The sequence below is a fragment of the Microbacterium dextranolyticum genome (assembly GCF_016907295.1).
GTDB classification, from domain to species: Bacteria; Actinomycetota; Actinomycetes; order Actinomycetales; family Microbacteriaceae; genus Microbacterium; species Microbacterium dextranolyticum.
This window is the reverse complement of sequence record NZ_JAFBBR010000001.1, coordinates 1,337,928-1,356,907: the sequence shown is the minus strand read 5'-3', so window position 1 is coordinate 1,356,907 and position 18,980 is coordinate 1,337,928. Positions and strand designations below refer to the sequence as shown.

Sequence of the window (18,980 nt, the reverse complement as noted above, 5' to 3'; positions counted from 1 at the left end):
CCCTCCCCCACACCATTCACGAAAGCTCAGATATGACCTTCCCCGACGGCGTGACGACACGCCCCCTGACCATTCCTCGAACGATGGATGCCGCCGATGCCGGAGAGTTCGCAGAGTCCACCCGCGTGCGCAACGAGATCTACCGCGAGATCACCGGCAGCGACCACGACGCGCTTTCACCGGATGAACTGCTGCCGCACTATCAGCCCAGCCCGGAGGAGATCCGACACTCGTGGATCGTGCTCGACGACGACCGCATCATCGGTCGGATCGGCGTCGACGTCCCCTTCGAGGAGGGGTCGCGCAGCGCGTTCTGGCTGATCGAGCTGCTGTCGGCCCATCATGGCCGCGGCATCGGCAGCGCGGCGTACGCCCTCGTCGAGCAGACCGCCCGCGACCAGGGTCGCACCGTGCTGCAGTCGTGGGCACAGCATCCCGATGCGCCCGGCCGACGCCTGAGCGCGCCGACCGGCTTCGGCTCGATCCCCGAAGACCACGCGGCCCGCTTCTACCTGCGTCACGGCTACACCCTCGAGCAGATCGAGCGGGAGAGCGCGCTCGATCTGCAGGCATCCGTCGACGACGTGGCGCGGCTGCTGCACGAGGCCGAAGCCGCAGCGACGGGCTACCGCGTCGTGCAGTGGACGGCACCGACACCGCCGGAGCGCGTCGACGGTTACGCCTGGATGAAGTCCCGCATGTCCACCGACACCCCCGCCGGTGCACTCGAGTTCGACGAGGAGGTGTGGGATGCCGCACGCGTCGCGCGCCACGACCGGAAGACCCTCGACGGGGGCCGGACGATGCTCGTCACCGCCGCGCAGCACATCGCCTCGGGCGACCTGGTCGCCTTCAACGAGCTCACGATCGGATCGGATCGGACCGCCGTGAGCCACCAGGAGGACACGCTCGTCCTCGCGGAGCACCGGGGGCATCGGCTCGGCCTGCTCGTCAAATGCGCCGGCCTGCGCACCTGGCGGGCCGAGGTCGCGCCGCTCTCTCCCCGGATGATCACCTACAACGCCGAGGAGAACAGACCCATGCTCGACATCAACGAGGCGATCGGCTTCGCACCGCTCGCCTACAACGGCGCCTGGAAGAAGGTGCTGTCATGACGCCGACGATCGAGGTCACGCCACGGACCGCTGACACCTCGGGCAGAAATGCGACGAGCGGTTCATGAACTGCGCGCGCACGAGGGGCCGTCCGCAGCGCGGACACGGCTCTCCCTCGCGCCCGTAGGCATTGAGCGAGTGCGCGAAGTACCCCGCCTGCCCGTTGACGTTGACGTACTGCGCGTCGAAGCTCGTGCCGCCTTCCGCGAGAGCGCGTTCCAGCACGGCACGGATCTCACCGAGCAGACGGTTCACGGCACGCGTGGAGAGGGCCGCCGCCGGCGTCTCGGGGTGCAGGCGCGAGGCCCAGAGGGCCTCGTCGGCGTAGATGTTCCCCACGCCGCTGATCACGGTCTGGTCGAGCAGCACGCGCTTGACGGCGGACCGCTTCGCGCTCAGCGCGCGTCGGAATCGCGCGTCGGAGAACGCGGGGTCGAGCGGATCTCGGGCGATGTGCGCAACCTGCGACGGGACGGCGGCGAGGTCCGTCCCCCACCCCCCGGCCGCGCCGTCGGGCGCGGGCACGAGGTGATCGACGGCGAGTGAGCCGAAGGTGCGTTGGTCGGCGAAGACCACGGCGAGGTCGCCGTGCTGCGGATGCCGGATGTCGAGCCGCACGCGTTCGTGCCGCTCGGCAGGCGCCCCCGACTCGCGCAGCAGCAGCTGTCCGCTCATTCCGAGGTGCCCGACGACGGCCTCACCACCGCGGGTCTCGTCGTCGGCGAGCGGCAGCCAGAGGAACTTGCCGCGCCGCGCAGCGGCGACGACCGTGCGGCCGGTGAGTGCTTCTTCGAACGAGATCGCACCGCCGACGTGGCGGGTCAGGGCTCGCTCGTCGAGGACGGTGACGGCGGCGATCCGCGCCCCGACGACGGCCGGTGCCAGACCGGCACGGACGACTTCGACCTCGGGCAGCTCGGGCATCGGGGCTCAGGCGCGCTCGGCGAGCGCCTGCCAGAGCGCCAGGGCACCCGCCATCTCGGCCTGCTTCTTGCTCGAGCCGGTGCCGGTGCGCGCAGTGTCGCCCACGGTCACCGTCGCCGTGAAGGTGCGGTGGTGATCGGGACCGGCGGCCTCGACCAGGTAGACGGGTGGCGCCTCCGAGAGGTGCGCCGCGAGTTCCTGCAGGCTCGTCTTGGGGTCCATCGCGGCGCCGTAGCGCTCGGGGTCGGCCAGCAGTGGGGCGACCAGCCGAAGGACCAGGGCGCCCGCCGCGTCGGCACCCGCCGACAGGAAGGTCGCACCGAAGATCGCCTCCATCGTGTCGGCGAGGATCGAGTCCTTGTCGCGTCCGCCGGTGCGGTCCTCACCGCGACCGAGTCGGATATGCGCTCCGAGCCCGATCGACCGCGCGACTTCGGCGAGGGCGACCGTCGACACGACGCTCGCTCGACGCTTCGCGAGCGACCCTTCGTCGAGGTCGGGGTGCGAGGTGTAGAGATGCACCGTCACGGCCTGGCCGAGGATCGAGTCGCCGAGGAACTCCAGGCGCTCGTTGTGCGGCACTCCCCCGTTCTCATAGGCGAAGGAACGGTGGGTCAACGCCAACGACACAAGCTCGGGGTCGAGATCGACCCCGAGCTTGTCGAGGAGCACAGTGTGCTCGAGTGCGGCATCCGCCATCAGCAGATCCGCGATCAGACGTCGGCGACCTTGCGGCCCTTGTACTCGAGGAACAGCTCGGTGCCCTGCGAGTCGGTGACGACCTTCGCCTGGTGCGGGCGGCTGTAGACGACCTTGCCGTTCTCGACGGTCTTGACGAGGGGCGTGGGCTCCGCCTTCCACTGCGCGCGACGCGAGCGAGTGTTGGAGCGGGAGACCTTCCGCTTCGGGGGGTTACCTGCCATGGCTAGCTCTTCTCTGTGTTCGGGGTGACGCGGCGCGCGGCCTCGTCATTCGTGGTCTGGGGTGTCGGCCTGCAGTGCGGCCAGCGCATTCCACCGCGCATCGATCGGGGGCTCCGGCACGGTGCCTTCCGCCAGCTTCTCGCCCGTGACCGGATCGAGTCCGGGGCAGTCCGGCTGGCACACCGGTTGGAACGGAAGCGACAGGACGATCGAATCCCTGACCAGAGTTTCAAGATCCACGTGGTCGTCTTGAACCTCGAAGTCGGTCGCTTCCGATCCAGGATACCCGAAGAGCTCCTGAAACTCGACTTCGACAGGCTCGGCGATCTCGTCGAGGCATCGCCCGCACACTCCGGTCGAGCGGCTGCGGATCTCCGCCGTCACCAGGATGCCCTCGTGCACCGCCTCGAGCCGGACATCGGCGGCGACGGGCTCGCCCGCGGCGACGGAGACGAGACCCTCGCCCCACTTCTCCGGCGCCGCCGTCGCGACCTCGAACTCCCGCATCTCGCCGGAGCGGTGCAGGATGTCGCGTACGGGGAACGCGAACGGACCGTTCACATGCTTTCTGACCACGCCGACATGCTATCTGCCGACACCGGGAGCGGCTCTCAGGATCGCTCGGCGCCCGTGTCGAGAAAGCGCGCCACCGGGCCGGGAACGAACGGCGAGACGTCGCCGCCGAGCGAGGCGACCTGCCGAACGAGCGAGCTGGAGACGAGCGCGTGCGAGGGATCGGGCAGCAGGAAGACCGTCTCGATCTCCGCCAGATGACGGTTCACGATCGCCATCGGAGTCTCGTAGGCGACGTCGACCTGCGAGCGGATGCCCTTGACCAGCACACCGGCGTCGACGTCCTGCGCGTAGTCGACGAGCAGGCCCATGCTCCAGGCCGCGATGATGACGTTCCCCTCGATCCCCTGCTCGGCGATCGACTGCTCGAGCAGTGCCAGCCTCTGCGCGATCGGCAGCATCGCCTCTTTGCCGGGATTGTGCACGACGAGAACGTGGAGCTCGTCATACAGGGCCGCCGCGCGACGGATGACGTCGAGGTGACCGAGCGTCGGCGGGTCGAACGACCCCGGGACGACGGCGATCCGGTTGTTCATGCGTCGAGCCTACCGGCGGGGTCTCAGTTCTTGGCGAGTGCGGCGCGCTCCTGCTGCCCCAGGCGCCGGGTCAGCGCCTCGACGAGGCCCGGGTGGCGGGCGAGCGCGGGATCGCCCTGAAGGAGGCGTTCGGATGCCTCGCGCGCGATCGCGATGAGGTCGGCGTCGGCGACGACGCGCAGCAGCCGCAGCGACGACCGCGCACCCGACTGCGCATCGCCGAGCACGTCGCCCTCACCGCGCAGTTCGAGGTCGACTTCGGCGAGGGCGAAGCCGTCGGTCGTCGACGCGACGGCATCGACCCGGGAGCGCGCCGGCGTTCCCTCCGGCGCCTCCGTGACGAGCAGGCACAGCCCCGCGACCGCGCCTCGCCCCACACGGCCGCGCAGCTGGTGCAGCTGCGAGACGCCGAACCTGTCGGCTTCGAGGATCACCATCGTCGACGCATTGGGCACGTCGACGCCGACCTCGACGACCGTGGTGGCGACGAGCACGTCGATCTCGCCCCGCGCGAAGGCCTGCATGACGGCATCCTTCTGCTCGCCCGGCATCTTGCCATGCAGGATCTCGACCCGCAGCGAGTCGTACGAAGGCATCGTTGCGAGCATCTCGCGCACCTGGACCACGCCCCAGCGCGTCCGAGGCTGCTCGCCCTCCAGCGTGGGCGGCGGCTCCGGGGCGTCCTTGTCCTTGACGGTCGCCTCCGCATCGATCGCGGCGCACACGACGAACACCTGATGGCCCGCGGCGACCTCTTCGGTCACACGCTCCCACACCCGGCCGAACCAGCCGGGCTTCTCGGCCAGCGGTGCGACGTGCGTCGCGATGCCCGCGCGCCCCGGCGGAAGCGACCGGATGGTCGACACATCCAGGTCGCCGAACACGGTCATCGCGACGGTGCGCGGAATCGGCGTCGCCGTGAGGACGAGAACGTGCGGCGCGGTTCCCTTCGCGCGCAGGGTCTCGCGCTGCTCGACGCCGAAGCGGTGCTGCTCGTCGACGACGACCAGCCCGAGGTCGGCGAACGTCGTCGATGCGCTCAGGAGGGCGTGCGTGCCCACGACGATCCGCGCCTGTCCGGATGCCGCGCGCAACGCGGCCTTCCGCCGCTCTGCCGCCGGCAGCTGACCCGTGAGCAGGGTGGGCATGAGCTCGGGCGCCAGATCGGGCCCCAGCATCCGTGCGATGGAGCGGACGTGCTGCGCCGCGAGCACCTCGGTCGGGGCGATGAGCGCGGACTGCCCGCCCGACTCGGCGACCTGCAGCATGGCCCGGAGCGCCACGAGGGTCTTGCCCGACCCGACCTCGCCCTGCACCAGTCGGTTCATGGGCCACCGGCCCTCGAGATCGCGCGCGATGACCTCTCCGACGTCATGCTGGTCGGGCGTGCGTTCGAAGGGCAGCCGGGCGTCGAATCGTTCGAGCAGACCGCCGGCGGCGCGGACGGTCGCCGCCATCGAGCGCACCTCGTGCCGCTGCTGCAGGAGCGCCGTCTGCAGCACGAACGCCTCGTGCGCGCGAAGAGTCGCCCGCGCGGCGTCGATCTCGTCGAACTCGGCGGGAGCATGCAGACGGCGCAGCGCTGTGTCGGCGTCGAGCAGGCCGTGCTCGTGTCGGAACTCGTCCGGCAGGGGGTCGGCGACCGGGGCGAGGCGCTCCAGGACGTCGGCGACGGCTTTCTGCAGCTGCCAGCTGGCGACGGTGCTCGTGGCGGGGTAGATGGGGATCGGAGTGCTCTGACGAGCCTCGGCGTTGAGTCGTGCCGCGTCCTCGTCGTCGAACAGCGTGTAGTCGGGGTGGGCGAGCTGCTGGTGGCCCTTGAACTGGCCGACCTTGCCCGAGAAGATGCCCTGTCGCCCGACCTGCAGCTGCTCGGCGCGCCACTTCTGGTTGAAGAAGGTCAGGGTCAGCGCCCCGGCCCCGTCGCTGATGACCACCTCGACGATCGAGCCGCGACGCTGGCGCATCGGGCGCTCGGCGACCGAACGCACCTCGGCCACGATCGTCACCTGTTCACCGAGCGGCAACGAGGCGATGGGGGTGAGCTCGCCCCGCCGAGCGTAGCGCCGGGGATAGTGGGTCAGCAGGTCGCCCACCGTCAGCATCGAGAACGCACGCTGCAGCAGACCCGCCGTCTTGGCGCCGAGGGCGTCGACGAGGCCCGTGTCGAGCGTGACGGAGGACATGTGACGAGTTTAGGGACCACCACCGACGCAGGTCGGCCCGCCTACGCCTGGTGAGGCATACGCGCCCGCGTACGCTGACCGGATGATCCGTCGCAGCCTCGCCCGCCTCTACTGGGCGTTCAGCCGGTGGACACTCCGCTCCGAAGCCGCCCCGACGCGTCCCACCGTGCTGATCGGAGCCCCGCACACATCGAACTGGGACTTCGTGCTGATGCTCGCGATCTCGTGGCGTCTCGGGGTGCCGGTGCGCTGGCTCGGCAAGGCGAGCCTGTTCGCCGGCTGGCGCGGGCCGATCATGCGCGCTCTCGGCGGCATCCCCGTCCAGCGCGACGACGCGAGCCGCGTCGTCGACGAGGTGATCGCGCTCGTGCGCGCCGGCGAGGTGTTCGGGCTCGTCGTGACGCCCGACGGCACCCGCGGCGGCAACACCCACTGGAAGAGCGGCTTCTACCGCATCGCCCGTGCGACCGGCATGCCCGTCACCCTCGGCTACGTGGATCGCACGACGATGACGACGGGGCTCGGGCCCACCATCGAGCTCACCGGCCACGTCGCCGCCGACATGGACCGGATCCGCGCCTTCTACGCCGACAAGGCCGGGGTGCGTCCCGACCGGCGCACCGAACCGCGGCTGGCCGACGAGAACGCCGCCGGACGGTGAGCCCTCGGTAGAGTGTCTCCGTGACGCGGATCATCGCCGGTGCTGCCGGCTCCCTCGCCCTCGCCGTCCCCGATGCCGGCACGAGACCGACGAGCGATCGCGTGCGCGAGTCGCTCTTCGGCGCGCTCGAGGCCGGGGACCACATCGACGGAGCCGCCGTGCTCGACCTGTACGCCGGGTCCGGCGCGCTGGGACTCGAGGCCGTCAGCCGAGGCGCCGCATCCGCCGACCTCGTGGAGCGGGCGCCCCGCGCGGCCTCCGTCGTCGAGAAGAACGTGCGCGCCGTCGCGCGGGCCGTGCCCGCGGCGCACGTGCGGGTGCACCGCGCTGCGGTGGAGGCCTTCCTGCGGAGCGCCTCGACCGACTACGACCTCGTCTTCGTCGATCCGCCCTACGACCTCGACGCCGCCGCGCTCGACACGACGCTCGCCCTCCTCGCGCCGTGTCTGCGGGTCGGTGCGGTCGTCGTCGTGGAACGCGCGAGTCGTTCGGGACGACCCATCGTCCCGGCCGGTCTCGAGTTGATCCGGGAGAAGAAGTACGGCGACACGACCCTGTGGTGGCTCTCCCCCGTCGAGCCAGTCGAGCCCGCCGAGGATTGATCCGGGCGCGCCGTAACGGCACGAGACTCAGCCGCGCCCGGCGTCCCAGTCGCGGTGCGGGTCCCACCCGAGGTGCCCGGTGACGGCGACGCCGTCGATCGTGACCGCCGCGGCGCCGCGCGGGTCGATCCGGCCGATCACCCGGAACCCGTCGGGTAGTTCGGCATCCGGAGCGAAGCAGGCGAGCAGGGCATGGTCCTCTCCCCCGCGCAGTGCGTCGTCGTCGAGGCCGCTCTCCGGGGTGGGCGCGAGGCGGACCGTCGCCCGAGAGGCATCCGCCAGCCGCGTCGCATCCAGCAGCAGCCCGTCCGAGACATCCATCATGGCCGTTGCTCCGGCCCGCGCGGCGGCGATTCCCGCGGCGATCGGCGGACGCGGCCGCAGCTGCGTATCCAGGTCGACTTCCTCTGCATCGGTGAGGATCCCGCGGTCGACGGCGATCGGCCGACCGGACGCGTCGCGGAACCGGTCGAACAGCATCCCCACGCCGCGCGCGGCGGCACCGAGCTCACCGGCGACCGCGACGACGTCGCCGGGCCGGGCGCCCGAGCGCAGCACCGGCCGTAGGTCCGGGTCGATCACGCCGAGCGCGGTCACGGCGATCGTGAGGGTGTCGGATGCCGTGAGGTCGCCGCCCTCGACGGCGCAGTCGGGCGAGAGCGCCTCGCACGCGCGACGGAGCCCCAGGGCGAGGTCGTCGACGAATCCCGCCGTCGTGTCGTCGGGAAGCGCGAGCGCGACGAACAGTGCGACGGGCCGGGCACCCATCGCCGCGATGTCGGCGAGGTTGACGGCCGCGGACTTCCACCCGAGGTCGAACCCGCTCGACCACGCGAGTCGGAAGTCGGGCCCGTGCACGAGGGTGTCGGTCGAGACGACGACTCGGCCGCCCGGCGCGGCGATCACGGCAGCATCGTCGCCCGGACCGATCTCCGCCTGCGACGACCCGGCGAGCGCATCCAGGATGCGCGCGAGAAGAGCCTTCTCACCGAGTTCGCCCACGGTGATGTCGCGCTGAGCCGTCATCCCTCCACGGTAGCCTGGAGGAGTGTTCCGCCCGCGCGTCCTCGCTCTCGTCCTGACCGCGGCGGCCGTGATCGGTCTCACGGGCTGCTCCACGACGGTCTCCATGACGTCGGCGAAGGGGGCGAACGACCCGGCCTGCGCGGCCGTGACCGTGCGCCTTCCCGGAACCGTGGACGGTCAGGAGCGGCGCTGGACGGATGCCCAGGCCACCGGCGCCTGGGCCGACGCCGCCGGCACGACGACGGTGCTTCTCACCTGCGGCCTTCAGCCTCCGGGACCCTCGCCGCTGCCGTGCCAGACGGTGGCCGGTGTCGACTGGATCATCGACGACTCGCAGGCGCCGAACTACCGATTCACCACGTTCGGCCGCGTGCCGGCCGTCGAGGTGTACCTGGACTACGACGTCGTGAGCGCCCGCTCGGTCCTCGACGCGCTCGGCACCGCCGTGTCGCAGCTGCCGACGAGCTCGTCCACCTGCACCGACCGCCCGACGTCCTGATCGGGTCGCTCAGCGCGCCGGCCGGGGCCGGCTTCAGCGTTCCAGCGCGAGGTCGACGAGCTCGCTGATCAGGTCTTCGTAGGCCATGCCGCTCGCGATCCAACAGGTCGGGAACATCGAGATCGGCGTGAAACCGGGCATCGTGTTGACCTCGTTGACGAAGAACTCCGTGCCGGTGAAGAAGAAGTCGACGCGTGAGAGACCCTCGCCGCCGACGGCCTCGAACGCCCGGGCGGCGATCCGCTGCATCTCCGCAAGCTCCCCCGGCTGGAGGTCCGCGGGGCAGACGAGGTCGATTCCGGGGGCGTCGAGGTACTTCGCGTCGAAGTCGTAGAACTCACGCCCGGTGATGACGATCTCTCCCGCGACGCTCACACGGGGTGCACCACCGTCGCGCCCCTGCAGCACGCCGCACTCGACTTCGCGTCCGACGACGGCCTGTTCGACGAGCACGGTTCCGTCTTCGGCGAACGCCGTCTCGAGGGCGGCCTGGAGACCGTCCCATTCCGACACCTTCGAGACACCGACGCTCGAACCCGCGCGCGCGGGCTTGACGAACACGGGCAGACCGAGCGAGCGGATGCGGCGCTCCCACAGGTCACGGTCGCGATCGAGCTCGCGTCGCGTGACGGTGATCCAGGGAACGACCGGAACGCCGGCGGAGCGCAGGATGCTCTTCGTCGTGTGCTTGTCCATGCCGATCGCCGACATGAGCAGACCCGCGCCGACGTAGGGCAGATCGAGAAGCTCGAGGAACCCCTGGACCGTGCCGTCCTCACCGAACCGGCCGTGCAGGATCGGGAACACGACGTCGACGTCGCCGAGCGAGCGGATGCCGGAGTCATCCGACACCTTCAGCTCGCGTGACAGCGTCGAATCCGGCCACACGATGCGCGTCCCGTTGTCGACGACCTCGGGCAGATGCGCGGGATCGAGGGCGAACTTGTCGGGATCGTCGTCCTCGAGGACGAAGGCGCCGTCGCGGGTGATCCCGATCGGGATGACATCGAACCGCTCGCGATCAATCGCCCGCAGGACGCCTCCGGCCGTTGCGGAACTGATCGAGTGCTCGCTGGAGCGACCGCCGAAGAGCACCGCCACCACCGCTTTGTCCATTCTGGGTCCTCTCGCCCGCGGGCTTGTCGTCGTCGGTCGTCAGATGAGGCGCGATGTCGCGCGGGTTCATGGTGCCGTCGAGCACCATCTTGACCTGCTCGACGATGGGCATGTGCACACCCGAGGCTCGGGCGAGCTGCAGGACTGGCGCGACCGAGGCGAGGCCTTCGGCGGTCTGGTTCATCTGCTTCACGACATCCTGGTAGCTGTAGCCCTGTCCGAGCAGTCGCCCCGCCGTGTTGTTGCGGCTGAGTGGCGACTGGCACGTCGCGATGAGGTCTCCGAGGCCGGCGAGGCCCTGCAGCGTCTCGGGGTGAGCCCCCTGCGCCACAGCGAAGTCGGTCATCTCGACGAGCCCTCGGGTGATGATCGAGGCCTTCGTGTTCTCGCCGTAGCCGACGCCGTCGACGATGCCGATGGCGACGGCGATGAGGTTCTTCAGCACGCCGCCGAACTCGGTGCCGATCACATCGGTGTTCACGAACGTCCGGAAGTAGGCGTTGCGCGCACGCAGTGCGACCGCTTCGGCCGTCTCGCGGCTCGATGAGGAGATCACCGCGGCCGTCGGTTGCTCGCGCGCGATCTCGAGGGCGAGGTTGGGGCCGGATGCCACCGCGATCCGCGCCGGGTCGCATCGCAGCTCCTGCTCGATGACCTGGCTCATGCGCAGACCGGTGCGCTTCTCGACGCCCTTCATGAGCGAGACGACCGGAGCGTCGCTCGCCGCGACGAGAGGCCGGACGGCCTTGAGGTTCTGGCGCAGGGCCTGGCTCGAGATCGCGAGGTAGACCTGCGAGGCCCCGTCGAGCGCCTCGGCCAGCTGAGTCGTGGCGGACATCGTGCGCGGCAGGTTCACGCCCGGCAGATACTCGCTGTTGCGGTGGACGGCCTGGATCTCCTGCGCGAGCTCCGCACGCCGCGCCCACATCACGACATGTGCTCCGCCGTCGGCGAGCACCTTGCCGAACGTCGTGCCCCAGCTGCCCGCGCCGATGACCGCGACGCGCGGCATGCCGGTGTCGCCGCGGCGACCGTCAGCTCTCGGAGTCAAGGCGCCCCGTCTCGCTCTGGCCGTGAGAGGCGGGATTCCAGCGTTCTGCGGGCGGCTGTTCGCCGCGCAGCTCGCCCAGCAGGCCCGAAACCGCCCCCATGACGACGTCGGTCGCCGCGACCAGGTTCGCGCCGCCCACGACGGCTCCCGATGCGGGACGATAGGCCTCGAGGTCGACCGGCGGGCCGACCCGCACCGTCACGCGCTTGCGCAACGGCCACAGGCTGAGCTTGCCGTACCGGGGCAGGATGCCCTGCACGCCCCAGGTGGCCATCGGGATGACGGGGATGCCGCCTTCGAGGGCCAGGCGCACGGCGCCGGTCTTGCCGCGCATCGGCCACAGTTCGGGATCGCGGGTGAGGGTGCCCTCCGGGTAGACGATCACACCGCGGCCGTGTTCGACGAGGGCCTCCGCCTGCGCGATGGTCTGCTTCGCGGCCGCGGCGGACGAAGCCCGCGCGACCGGAACCATGCCCGTCGCCCGCAGGAGGGCCCCCAGCACCGGAACCCTGAAGAGGCTCTCTTTCGCCATGAAGCGCGGCGCCCGACCCATGCGCCACGTCGCGACGGCGATGATGACCGGATCGAACTCGCTGTAGTGGTTCGGCGCGAGGACGTACGGACCCTCGAGCGGCAGGTTCTCGACGCCGGAGACCTCGATCTTCGCGAGGAGGCCGGTGAGGGGCACCACGATCGCCGCGGCCGGCCAGAAGACGCTCGGCCGGGTCTTCTCGGCGGAGGCGCGCCGACGGGCAGGGCGCGGGGCGGTCGTCATCACGACACGCGGAAGTCGGCGCCGAGGGCGGTGAGCTTGTCGAAGAACTTCTCGTACCCGCGGCGGATGATCTCGACGTTGCGCACGGTCGACTCTCCTTCGGCGGCGAGCGCGGCGATGACGTAGCTGTATCCGCCGCGGAGGTCGGGCACGACCACGTCCGCTCCATGGAGCGGAGTGGGACCGGTGATGACGGCGGCCTGCTCGAGCGCACGCCGAGCGACGCGCCGATCGGGGCTCGCGATGCCCTCGGGGTGCACGACGATGTCGGCGCCCATCTTGTTGAGCGCCTCGGTGAACCCGAGCCGGTTCTCGTACACGGTCTCGTGGACGGTGGAGGTGCCGTGCGCCTGCGTGAGGGCGACGATGAGCGGCTGCTGCCAGTCGGTCATGAAGCCGGGGTGCACGTCGGTCTCGACGACGACCGGCTTGACGTCGCCGCCGCGGCGGAACCGGATGCCGTCCTCCTCGATGTCGAAATCACCGCCGGCCTTGCGGAACACGTTCAGGAAGGTCAGCATCTCGGGCTGCTTGGCGCCGCCGACGAAGATGTCACCGTCGGTCGCGAGCGCCGCGCACGCCCACGAGGCGGCTTCGTTGCGGTCGAAGATGCACCGGTGGTCGTAGCCGCGCAGCGAATCGACACCCTCGATGAAGATGACGCGGTTCGGTTCGTAGGAGATGATCGCGCCCATCTTCTGCAGGACGGCGATCAGGTCCATGATCTCCGGCTCGATCGCGGCATTCCGCAGCTCCGTCGTGCCCTTGGCCCGCACGGCGGTGAGCAGCACCTGCTCGGTCGCGCCGACGCTCGGGTAGGGCAGCGTGATGTTCGCGCCGTGGAGACCCTCCGGAGCGGACAGACGGATGCCGCTGGGCAGCTTGTCGACGGTCGCGCCGAACGCGCGCAGCGCGTTGAGGTGGAAGTCGATCGGACGGTCGCCGATGCGGCATCCGCCGAGGTCCGGGATGAACGCCTGGCCGAGCAGGTGCAGCAGCGGTCCGCAGAACAGGATCGGAATGCGCGATGCGCCGGCGTGGGCGTCGATCTCCTCCATGTGCGCGGAGACGGCCCCGCGCGGGTCGAGGCGCAGCACGCCGTCCTCGTCGTCGTTCACGAGCACCCCGTGCACCTCGAGCAGCGAGCGCACGACCTGCACGTCGCTGATGTCGGGCACGTCGCGCAGCACGCTCTCGGTCTCGCCGAGGAGTGAGGCCACCATCGCCTTCGTCGCGAGGTTCTTCGCGCCCTTGACCTCGACGCGCCCCACGAGGGGATGCCCGCCGCGGATCGTCAGGACCTGATCGACGTGCTCGGCACTGTCGTGGTCGGTGTCGCCGTTCGCGGACGATGCGTCGTTGACGAGGGTGTTCATCGATCGAACCTCACTTGTATCTCGAGGGCGGGCCTGGGTGTCCCCGGGTGCGGGGCGCCGGGCTCGGGCTAGCGAACGGGGATCGTCCGCGGCCGCCACGCCTCTCGGCGCGCCTCGAACTGCGAGATCTTGTCTTCGTTGCGCAGGGTGAGCCCGATGTCGTCGAGCCCTTCGAGGAGCCGCCACCTAGTGTAATCGTCGATGTCGAAAGCGAGGCTGAGGTCGCCGATGCGCGCCGTGCGCTCCACCAGGTCGACCGTCATCGCGGCGCCCGGGTCGGCGGTGATCGCCGCCCACAGCGCCTCGATGCCCTCTTCCGAGACGACACCGGTGACGAGACCCTGCTTGCCCGCGTTGCCGCGGAAGATGTCGGCGAACTTCGGGCTCAGCACGACCCGGAAGCCGTAGTCGCGCAGCGCCCACACCGCGTGCTCGCGGCTCGAACCCGTGCCGAAGTCGGGACCGGCGACGAGGATGGATGCCCCCGCGTACGCCGGCTGGTTCAGCACGAACTCGGGGTCTTGCCGCCAGTTCGCGAAGAGAGCGTCGTCGAACCCGGTCTTGGTCACCCGCTTGAGGTAGACGGCGGGGATGATCTGGTCGGTGTCGACGGCGGAGCGCTGCAGAGGCGCGGCCACACCGGTGTGCGTCGTGAACTTCTCCATGTCAGGCCTCCACCTTCTGCGCCAGGTCGCTCGGACTCGCCAACCGGCCGAGCACCGCGGTCGCGGCCGCGACGAGCGGTGACACCAGGTGGGTGCGACCGCCCTTGCCCTGACGTCCCTCGAAGTTGCGATTGCTCGTCGAGGCGCAGCGCTCCCCCGGAGCGAGCTGGTCGGGGTTCATGCCCAGGCACATCGAGCACCCGGCGAAACGCCACTCGGCGCCGAAGTCCGTGAACACCTTGTCGAGGCCCTCGGCCTCGGCCTCGAGTCGCACGCGCGCGGACCCCGGCACGACCATGACGCGGACGCCGTCGGCCTTCGTGCGCCCCTCGATCACCGACGCGAACGCGCGCAGATCTTCGATGCGACTGTTGGTGCAGGACCCCATGAACACGGCGTCGACGGCGACGTCCTTCAGCGGCGTGCCGGCTTCGAGGTCCATGTACTCGAGCGCACGCTCGGCGGCAGCGCGCTCATTCGGATCGGTGAACGAGGCCGGGTCGGGCACGGACGCACTCAGCGACACCCCCTGGCCGGGGTTCGTGCCCCACGTGACGAACGGCTCGAGCTCGTTCGCGTCGAGGAAGACCTCGGCGTCGTAGACCGCGCCCTCGTCAGACGGGAGCGTGCGCCAATAGGCGACGGCATCGTCCCAGTCCTGGCCGGTCGGGGCATGGGGCCGCCCCTGCACGTAGGCGAAGGTCGTCTCGTCGGGCGCGATCATGCCGGCGCGGGCACCCGCCTCGATCGACATGTTGCACATCGTCATCCGGCCCTCCATCGAGAGGGAGCGGATCGCGCTGCCGCGGAACTCGAGCACGTAGCCCTGACCGCCGTTGGCACCGATCTCGGCGATGATCGCGAGGATGATGTCCTTCGCCGTGACACCGGGCTTCAGCTCGCCCTCGACGGTGATCGCCATGGTCTTGAAGGGCTTGAGCGGCAGCGTCTGGGTCGCCATGACGTGCTCGACCTCGCTCGTGCCGATGCCGAAGGCCATCGACCCGAAGGCGCCGTGGGTGGAGGTGTGCGAGTCGCCGCAGACGACGGTGATCCCCGGCATCGTGAGCCCCAGCTGGGGGCCGACGACGTGGACGATGCCCTGCTCCTTATCACCCAGCGAGTGCAGGCGCACGCCGAACTCCGCGGCGTTGCGGCGCAGCGTCTCGATCTGCGTGCGGCTCGTCAGATCGGCGATCGGCTTGTCGATCTCGAGCGTCGGGGTGTTGTGGTCCTCGGTGGCGATCGTCAGGTCGAGCCGGCGCACGGGCCGACCCTCGGCGCGCAGACCGTCGAAGGCCTGCGGGCTCGTGACCTCGTGCACCAGGTGCAGGTCGATGTAGATCAGGTCGGGCTCGCCGTTCTCGCCTTTGACGACGAGGTGGTCGTCCCAGACCTTCTCGGCGAGAGTGCGCGGACGGTCGGGAATGGATGTGCTCATGTCTGTCTCGTTCTCCAGAAGATGTGGGTCGCGCCCAGGGCGAACTCCGCGACGAGGACGGGCTCAGAACGAGGTCTCGTCGCGGCCGCTAAGGAGAAGAAGGGCGATCCGCACCCGGTCAGACTACCACCGGGTGCGGCGGCGGCCGCACGATCGCGGCCCCCGCCGAATCCGACGGTCAGCGCCCGTCGACCGTGGGCGGGGTGCCCTTCTCGTCGGCCACGGCCTGCGCCGCGGCGCCCGGAGTGGTCGGCGAGGCATCCACCGGCGCGGCACGGCGCTCGCGCGAGGACGCGACGAGACTCGCGATGGTGGCGACGGCCATCGAGGCGACGATCACCGCGAGCGAGGTCCAGGTGGAGATCTCGGGCGCCCAGTCGATGTGCTGCCCGCCGTTGATGAAGGGCAGCTCGTTGACGTGCATGGCATGGAGGAAGAGCTTCACACCGATGAAGGCGAGGATGAACGCGATGCCGTAGTGGAGGTACTTCAGGCGATCGAGCAGGTCGCCGAGCAGGAAGTACAGCTGACGCAGGCCCATCAGGGCGAAGAGGTTCGCGGTGAACACGATGAACGGGTTCTGGGTGATGCCGAAGATCGCGGGGATCGAATCGATCGCGAACAGCAGATCGGTCATGCCGATCGCCGCGAACACGATGATCATCGGAGTGAAGATCTTCCGGCCGTTCACGACCGTGCGCACCTTGGCACCGTCGTAGTCGTCGCTGATGTCGACCATGCGGCGCAGCGTCCGGACGATGAACGACTCCTGCTTCACATCGTCGTCGTGGTCGCCGCGCGGGAACGCCTGACGCCACGCCGTCCAGATGAGGAAGGCACCGAAGATGAAGAACACCCAGCTGAACTGCTCGATGATCGCAGCGCCCGCGAGGATGAACAGCCCCCGCAGGACGAGCGCGATGATGATGCCGACCATCAGCACTTCCTGCTGGTAGCGGCGCGGCACCGCGAACTGGCCCATGATCAGCACGAACACGAACAGGTTGTCGATCGACAGACTGTATTCCGTCAGCCAGCCGGCGATGAACTGTCCGGCGTACTCGTGCCCCGCGAACATCCACAGGAGCCCCGCGAAGACGAGGGCGAGGGTCACGTAGAAGACGACCCACAGGGTCGACTCCTTCGTGGAGGGGATGTGGGGCCGCTTGAGGATCAGCAGCAGGTCGCCGACGAGGATCAGCACGAGGACGACGAGCGAGCCGACTTCGAACCAGACGGGAAGCTCCATGAGCGCCTTTCGAAAGGGTGACGAAACGTCGAAAGTCTCTCCCCCGTCTCGGCCTCGGCCGGGCGGCGCGTGCCCGGAGCCCCGGCGGCGGGGCCCGTACTGACGGACACGCGAGGTGGGATACTCCCTCTCGCTCGCACAAGGATACAGGTCTCGCGTACACCCGCGGCGCGAAGGCCGATTCGGATCCGAGACGATCACGCCGCCCCGGACACTGGCAGGGTGGGACCGGACGAGGAGACCATGACCGACACGACCCTCTCGAGCGATGCGGAACTCGTCGCGGCCGCTGCGCGCGGCAGCGACGACGCGTTCCGCACGCTCTATCGCGCCTATGCGCGGCCCGTCTACTGGCTCGCGCATTCGCTGGTGGGAACGACACCCGACGCCGAGGACGTGACGCAGGAGACGTTCCTCGCCGCCTGGCGGAAGCTGCCGGGGCTGGAGCTGGCGGGAGAGTCGCTGCTGCCGTGGCTCGTGACGATCTGCCGCTTCCAGTGCGCCAACCGCATCCGGCGACAGCAACGCGACCGCCTGCACGCGGCTGCCGCGGTCGACGAGACGCTGCCCGCGACCGTCGACGTCGAGAAGCAGGTCGTGGACGGGGCGCTCGTCGAGCGGATCCTCGCCGAGGTCAGCGCGCTGAGCCCCCTCGACCAGGACATCTTCCGGCTGTGCGCGGCCGAGGGGTATGCCTACGCCGCGGCCGCGGAGCACCTCGGGGTGACCCACGGGGTCGTCCGCAATCGTCTGTCCCGCATGCGCACGCATCTGCGCGCCTCGATCGAACCGGAGGGGACATGACCGCCCACGACCTCACTCTGCCCGAGCTGTCCGACCAGCGCGTCGACGAGATGGAGCGTGCCCTCATGGCGCGGATCGAGGAGGAGCGTCGCCGTACGCTGGCCGATGCCCTCGCCGACGCCGAACGCGGCCGCGCGCGTGCCGCCCGTCGCGGGCGCCTCTGGATGGGAGCGGCCTCGGTCGCCGCCGTCGTCGCGATCGCTGCCATCGTGGGGCCGCAGGTCGTCGGCTCGGGCGGGTCGGCGGTATCGACCGCCGAGCAACCCGCGTCGTTCGGCTCGAGCGTGACCCGCGGCACGTCGGGCGTATCCACCGCGCCGGAGAGCGGCGTGAATGAAGGCCTCTCCGCCGACTCTGCCGTCGCGGCCATCGGCACGGGGGCGGGCGCCCGCACCACCGCCGACGGACGCGACATCGCGGCGACGGCATCCGCGACCGTGCGCGTGGCGGATGCCCGAGCCGCCGCCGATGCCGTCACCGCGAGCGCGACGTCGGTCGGAGGCTACGTCGAGTCACTGAGCCTCAGCGGCGGGGCGGATGCCTCCGATGCGGTGCCCGGCGGCGCCGGCCGCGACGGCCTGGTGATCTCGGGTTCGTTCCCGCCGCCGTCGGGTGCGTGGATCAGCGTGCGCGTCCCCTCGGAGAAGCTCTCGACCACGATCGATGCCCTCGCCGGCATCGGCGAGGTCACCGCCTCGCAGGTGGATCGCCGCGATGTGACGACCGAGGCGGTCGATCTTCGCGCCCGCGTCGCGTCGCTCGAGGCATCCGTCGCGCGCCTCACCGAGCTCATGGGCCAGTCCGCATCGACGGCCGACCTGATCGCCGCGGAGAGCGCGCTCTCGCAGCGGCAGGCCGAACTCGAATCCCTGCGCCAGCAGCTCGCGTCGCTCGACGGCCAGGTCGACATGTCGAGCCTCACCGTGAACCTCGTCGAGAAGACCGCTGCCACCACGGCGCCCGACCCCGCCGGATTCGGCGACGGCCTGGCCGCAGGCTGGAACGGTCTGATCGCGACCCTCAACGGGCTCGTCATCGGGATCGGGTTCCTCCTCCCCTGGCTCGTCGTCGCCGGCATCGTGGTTCTGGCGGTGTGGGGCATCCGCCGCATCGCCCGGCGTCGCCGAGCCCGCCGGGCGGCGTCGACCGACGACGCCGACTGACGCCGGTCGCCGCGCCGCCGTCACGCGAGAACGACGAAAGCCCGGTCCGAGTGGACCGGGCTTTCTGTGGTGACCCCAGCGGGATTCGAACCCGCGTTACCGCCGTGAGAGGGGAATCGGCTCCCCCGGAACGGCGTGGCCGACCGCGCTCTCGCCTGTGTTTGCAGGGGTTCTGAGTGCGTCGAGTGCGAGACGAAAAGTCTTGTCGCCAGCGTTCGTTGCCAGAATGTTGCCACGTCTCCGCCCTGTGGAGGCGGCTGATTTCGGTGCCTGCGAGCGCCTACCGAGCACGGCG

At 70.2% G+C, this 18,980-nt stretch carries 20 protein-coding genes; 6 read left to right on the top strand and 14 right to left on the bottom strand.

Annotated features, from left to right (window positions below; translation table 11 throughout):
* Positions 1-32: 32 nt before the first annotated feature.
* On the top strand, positions 33-1,115 hold the full coding sequence (locus tag JOE64_RS06135; RefSeq protein WP_204963435.1) for a GNAT family N-acetyltransferase: 1,083 nt from the start codon (positions 33-35) through the stop codon (positions 1,113-1,115).
* A 15-nt stretch (positions 1,116-1,130) separates the two neighbouring features.
* Here the strand turns inward: JOE64_RS06135 and mutM are convergent, their stop codons facing one another.
* The 6 genes from mutM to JOE64_RS06105 all read right to left on the bottom strand — a co-directional run bounded on the left by mutM (position 1,131) and on the right by JOE64_RS06105 (position 6,257).
* Positions 1,131-2,039: a bifunctional DNA-formamidopyrimidine glycosylase/DNA-(apurinic or apyrimidinic site) lyase gene (gene mutM, locus JOE64_RS06130; protein WP_204963434.1), complete on the bottom strand. Its 909-nt coding sequence runs from the start codon at positions 2,037-2,039 to the stop codon at positions 1,131-1,133.
* Between the two features lie 6 nt (positions 2,040-2,045).
* A complete protein-coding gene (rnc, locus tag JOE64_RS06125; protein ID WP_204963433.1) occupies positions 2,046-2,738 on the bottom strand; it encodes a ribonuclease III in 693 nt (230 codons plus the stop codon).
* 14 nt (positions 2,739-2,752) lie between these two features.
* Entirely contained in the window at positions 2,753-2,962 is a 210-nt protein-coding gene (rpmF, locus tag JOE64_RS06120) for a 50S ribosomal protein L32 (RefSeq protein ID WP_127095660.1), read from the bottom strand.
* Positions 2,963-3,007: 45 nt separating this feature from the next.
* Positions 3,008-3,469 (bottom strand): YceD family protein, encoded by a 462-nt coding sequence (locus tag JOE64_RS06115; RefSeq protein WP_204964987.1) that lies wholly within the window; start codon positions 3,467-3,469, stop codon positions 3,008-3,010.
* 104 nt (positions 3,470-3,573) lie between these two features.
* The gene (gene coaD, locus JOE64_RS06110; RefSeq protein WP_204963432.1) at positions 3,574-4,071 is read right to left on the bottom strand and encodes a pantetheine-phosphate adenylyltransferase; all 498 of its coding nucleotides are present in this window, start codon (positions 4,069-4,071) and stop codon (positions 3,574-3,576) included.
* A gap of 23 nt (positions 4,072-4,094) precedes the next feature.
* Positions 4,095-6,257, bottom strand: a complete 2,163-nt coding sequence (locus JOE64_RS06105; RefSeq protein WP_204963431.1) for an ATP-dependent DNA helicase RecG — start codon at positions 6,255-6,257, stop codon at positions 4,095-4,097.
* Between the two features lie 82 nt (positions 6,258-6,339).
* On the opposite strand from JOE64_RS06105, the gene JOE64_RS06100 reads away from it, so the two are divergent.
* Positions 6,340-6,918, top strand: a complete 579-nt coding sequence (locus tag JOE64_RS06100; protein ID WP_204963430.1) for a 1-acyl-sn-glycerol-3-phosphate acyltransferase — start codon at positions 6,340-6,342, stop codon at positions 6,916-6,918.
* Between the two features lie 20 nt (positions 6,919-6,938).
* A complete protein-coding gene (gene rsmD, locus JOE64_RS06095) occupies positions 6,939-7,520 on the top strand; it encodes a 16S rRNA (guanine(966)-N(2))-methyltransferase RsmD (RefSeq protein WP_204963429.1) in 582 nt (193 codons plus the stop codon).
* A gap of 27 nt (positions 7,521-7,547) precedes the next feature.
* Here rsmD and thiL read toward each other — a convergent pair whose 3' ends face one another.
* Positions 7,548-8,546, bottom strand: a complete 999-nt coding sequence (thiL, locus tag JOE64_RS06090) for a thiamine-phosphate kinase (RefSeq protein ID WP_204963428.1) — start codon at positions 8,544-8,546, stop codon at positions 7,548-7,550.
* A gap of 22 nt (positions 8,547-8,568) precedes the next feature.
* Between thiL and JOE64_RS06085 the strand changes: the two genes are divergently transcribed.
* On the top strand, positions 8,569-9,045 hold the full coding sequence (locus JOE64_RS06085) for a DUF3515 family protein (RefSeq protein WP_204963427.1): 477 nt from the start codon (positions 8,569-8,571) through the stop codon (positions 9,043-9,045).
* A gap of 33 nt (positions 9,046-9,078) precedes the next feature.
* Here the strand turns inward: JOE64_RS06085 and JOE64_RS06080 are convergent, their stop codons facing one another.
* From JOE64_RS06080 to JOE64_RS06050, 7 genes are all read right to left on the bottom strand, one after another.
* The gene (locus JOE64_RS06080) at positions 9,079-10,161 is read right to left on the bottom strand and encodes a D-alanine--D-alanine ligase family protein (RefSeq protein ID WP_204963426.1); all 1,083 of its coding nucleotides are present in this window, start codon (positions 10,159-10,161) and stop codon (positions 9,079-9,081) included.
* Entirely contained in the window at positions 10,067-11,173 is a 1,107-nt protein-coding gene (locus JOE64_RS06075) for an NAD(P)H-dependent glycerol-3-phosphate dehydrogenase (protein WP_204964986.1), read from the bottom strand. The genes JOE64_RS06080 and JOE64_RS06075 overlap by 95 nt, the downstream gene beginning before the upstream one ends.
* Positions 11,174-11,195: 22 nt before the next feature.
* Positions 11,196-11,987 carry a lysophospholipid acyltransferase family protein gene (locus tag JOE64_RS06070; protein ID WP_204963425.1) on the bottom strand — a complete coding sequence of 264 codons (792 nt, stop codon included), beginning with the start codon at positions 11,985-11,987 and terminating at the stop codon, positions 11,196-11,198.
* Positions 11,987-13,363: a UDP-N-acetylglucosamine 1-carboxyvinyltransferase gene (gene murA, locus JOE64_RS06065; RefSeq protein WP_204963424.1), complete on the bottom strand. Its 1,377-nt coding sequence runs from the start codon at positions 13,361-13,363 to the stop codon at positions 11,987-11,989. The genes JOE64_RS06070 and murA overlap by 1 nt, the downstream gene beginning before the upstream one ends.
* Positions 13,364-13,431: 68 nt before the next feature.
* Positions 13,432-14,028, bottom strand: coding sequence for a 3-isopropylmalate dehydratase small subunit (leuD, locus tag JOE64_RS06060; RefSeq protein WP_204963423.1), 597 nt, complete (start codon positions 14,026-14,028; stop codon positions 13,432-13,434).
* A gap of 1 nt (position 14,029) precedes the next feature.
* Positions 14,030-15,469, bottom strand: a complete 1,440-nt coding sequence (gene leuC, locus JOE64_RS06055; RefSeq protein WP_204963422.1) for a 3-isopropylmalate dehydratase large subunit — start codon at positions 15,467-15,469, stop codon at positions 14,030-14,032.
* 178 nt (positions 15,470-15,647) lie between these two features.
* Positions 15,648-16,718 (bottom strand): TerC family protein, encoded by a 1,071-nt coding sequence (locus JOE64_RS06050; protein ID WP_204963421.1) that lies wholly within the window; start codon positions 16,716-16,718, stop codon positions 15,648-15,650.
* 243 nt (positions 16,719-16,961) lie between these two features.
* Between JOE64_RS06050 and JOE64_RS06045 the strand changes: the two genes are divergently transcribed.
* Complete coding sequence (locus JOE64_RS06045) at positions 16,962-17,522, top strand: RNA polymerase sigma factor (protein ID WP_204963420.1); 561 nt, start codon at positions 16,962-16,964, stop codon at positions 17,520-17,522.
* Entirely contained in the window at positions 17,519-18,685 is a 1,167-nt protein-coding gene (locus JOE64_RS06040; RefSeq protein WP_204963419.1) for a DUF4349 domain-containing protein, read from the top strand. Before JOE64_RS06045 ends, JOE64_RS06040 begins: the two co-directional genes overlap by 4 nt.
* The last annotated feature ends 295 nt before the right edge of the window (positions 18,686-18,980 follow it).

Coding starts and splice junctions, on each gene's coding strand:
- JOE64_RS06135 (WP_204963435.1), top strand. CDS start 33: ATGACCTTCCCCGACGGCGTGACGACACGCCCCCTGACCATTCCTCGA.
- mutM (WP_204963434.1), bottom strand. CDS start 2,039: ATGCCCGAGCTGCCCGAGGTCGAAGTCGTCCGTGCCGGTCTGGCACCG.
- rnc (WP_204963433.1), bottom strand. CDS start 2,738: ATGGCGGATGCCGCACTCGAGCACACTGTGCTCCTCGACAAGCTCGGG.
- rpmF (WP_127095660.1), bottom strand. CDS start 2,962: ATGGCAGGTAACCCCCCGAAGCGGAAGGTCTCCCGCTCCAACACTCGC.
- JOE64_RS06115 (WP_204964987.1), bottom strand. CDS start 3,469: ATGCGGGAGTTCGAGGTCGCGACGGCGGCGCCGGAGAAGTGGGGCGAG.
- coaD (WP_204963432.1), bottom strand. CDS start 4,071: ATGAACAACCGGATCGCCGTCGTCCCGGGGTCGTTCGACCCGCCGACG.
- JOE64_RS06105 (WP_204963431.1), bottom strand. CDS start 6,257: ATGTCCTCCGTCACGCTCGACACGGGCCTCGTCGACGCCCTCGGCGCC.
- JOE64_RS06100 (WP_204963430.1), top strand. CDS start 6,340: ATGATCCGTCGCAGCCTCGCCCGCCTCTACTGGGCGTTCAGCCGGTGG.
- thiL (WP_204963428.1), bottom strand. CDS start 8,546: ATGACGGCTCAGCGCGACATCACCGTGGGCGAACTCGGTGAGAAGGCT.
- JOE64_RS06080 (WP_204963426.1), bottom strand. CDS start 10,161: ATGGACAAAGCGGTGGTGGCGGTGCTCTTCGGCGGTCGCTCCAGCGAG.
- JOE64_RS06075 (WP_204964986.1), bottom strand. CDS start 11,173: ATGCCGCGCGTCGCGGTCATCGGCGCGGGCAGCTGGGGCACGACGTTC.
- JOE64_RS06070 (WP_204963425.1), bottom strand. CDS start 11,987: ATGACGACCGCCCCGCGCCCTGCCCGTCGGCGCGCCTCCGCCGAGAAG.
- murA (WP_204963424.1), bottom strand. CDS start 13,363: ATGAACACCCTCGTCAACGACGCATCGTCCGCGAACGGCGACACCGAC.
- leuD (WP_204963423.1), bottom strand. CDS start 14,028: ATGGAGAAGTTCACGACGCACACCGGTGTGGCCGCGCCTCTGCAGCGC.
- leuC (WP_204963422.1), bottom strand. CDS start 15,469: ATGAGCACATCCATTCCCGACCGTCCGCGCACTCTCGCCGAGAAGGTC.
- JOE64_RS06050 (WP_204963421.1), bottom strand. CDS start 16,718: ATGGAGCTTCCCGTCTGGTTCGAAGTCGGCTCGCTCGTCGTCCTCGTG.
- JOE64_RS06045 (WP_204963420.1), top strand. CDS start 16,962: ATGACCGACACGACCCTCTCGAGCGATGCGGAACTCGTCGCGGCCGCT.
- JOE64_RS06040 (WP_204963419.1), top strand. CDS start 17,519: ATGACCGCCCACGACCTCACTCTGCCCGAGCTGTCCGACCAGCGCGTC.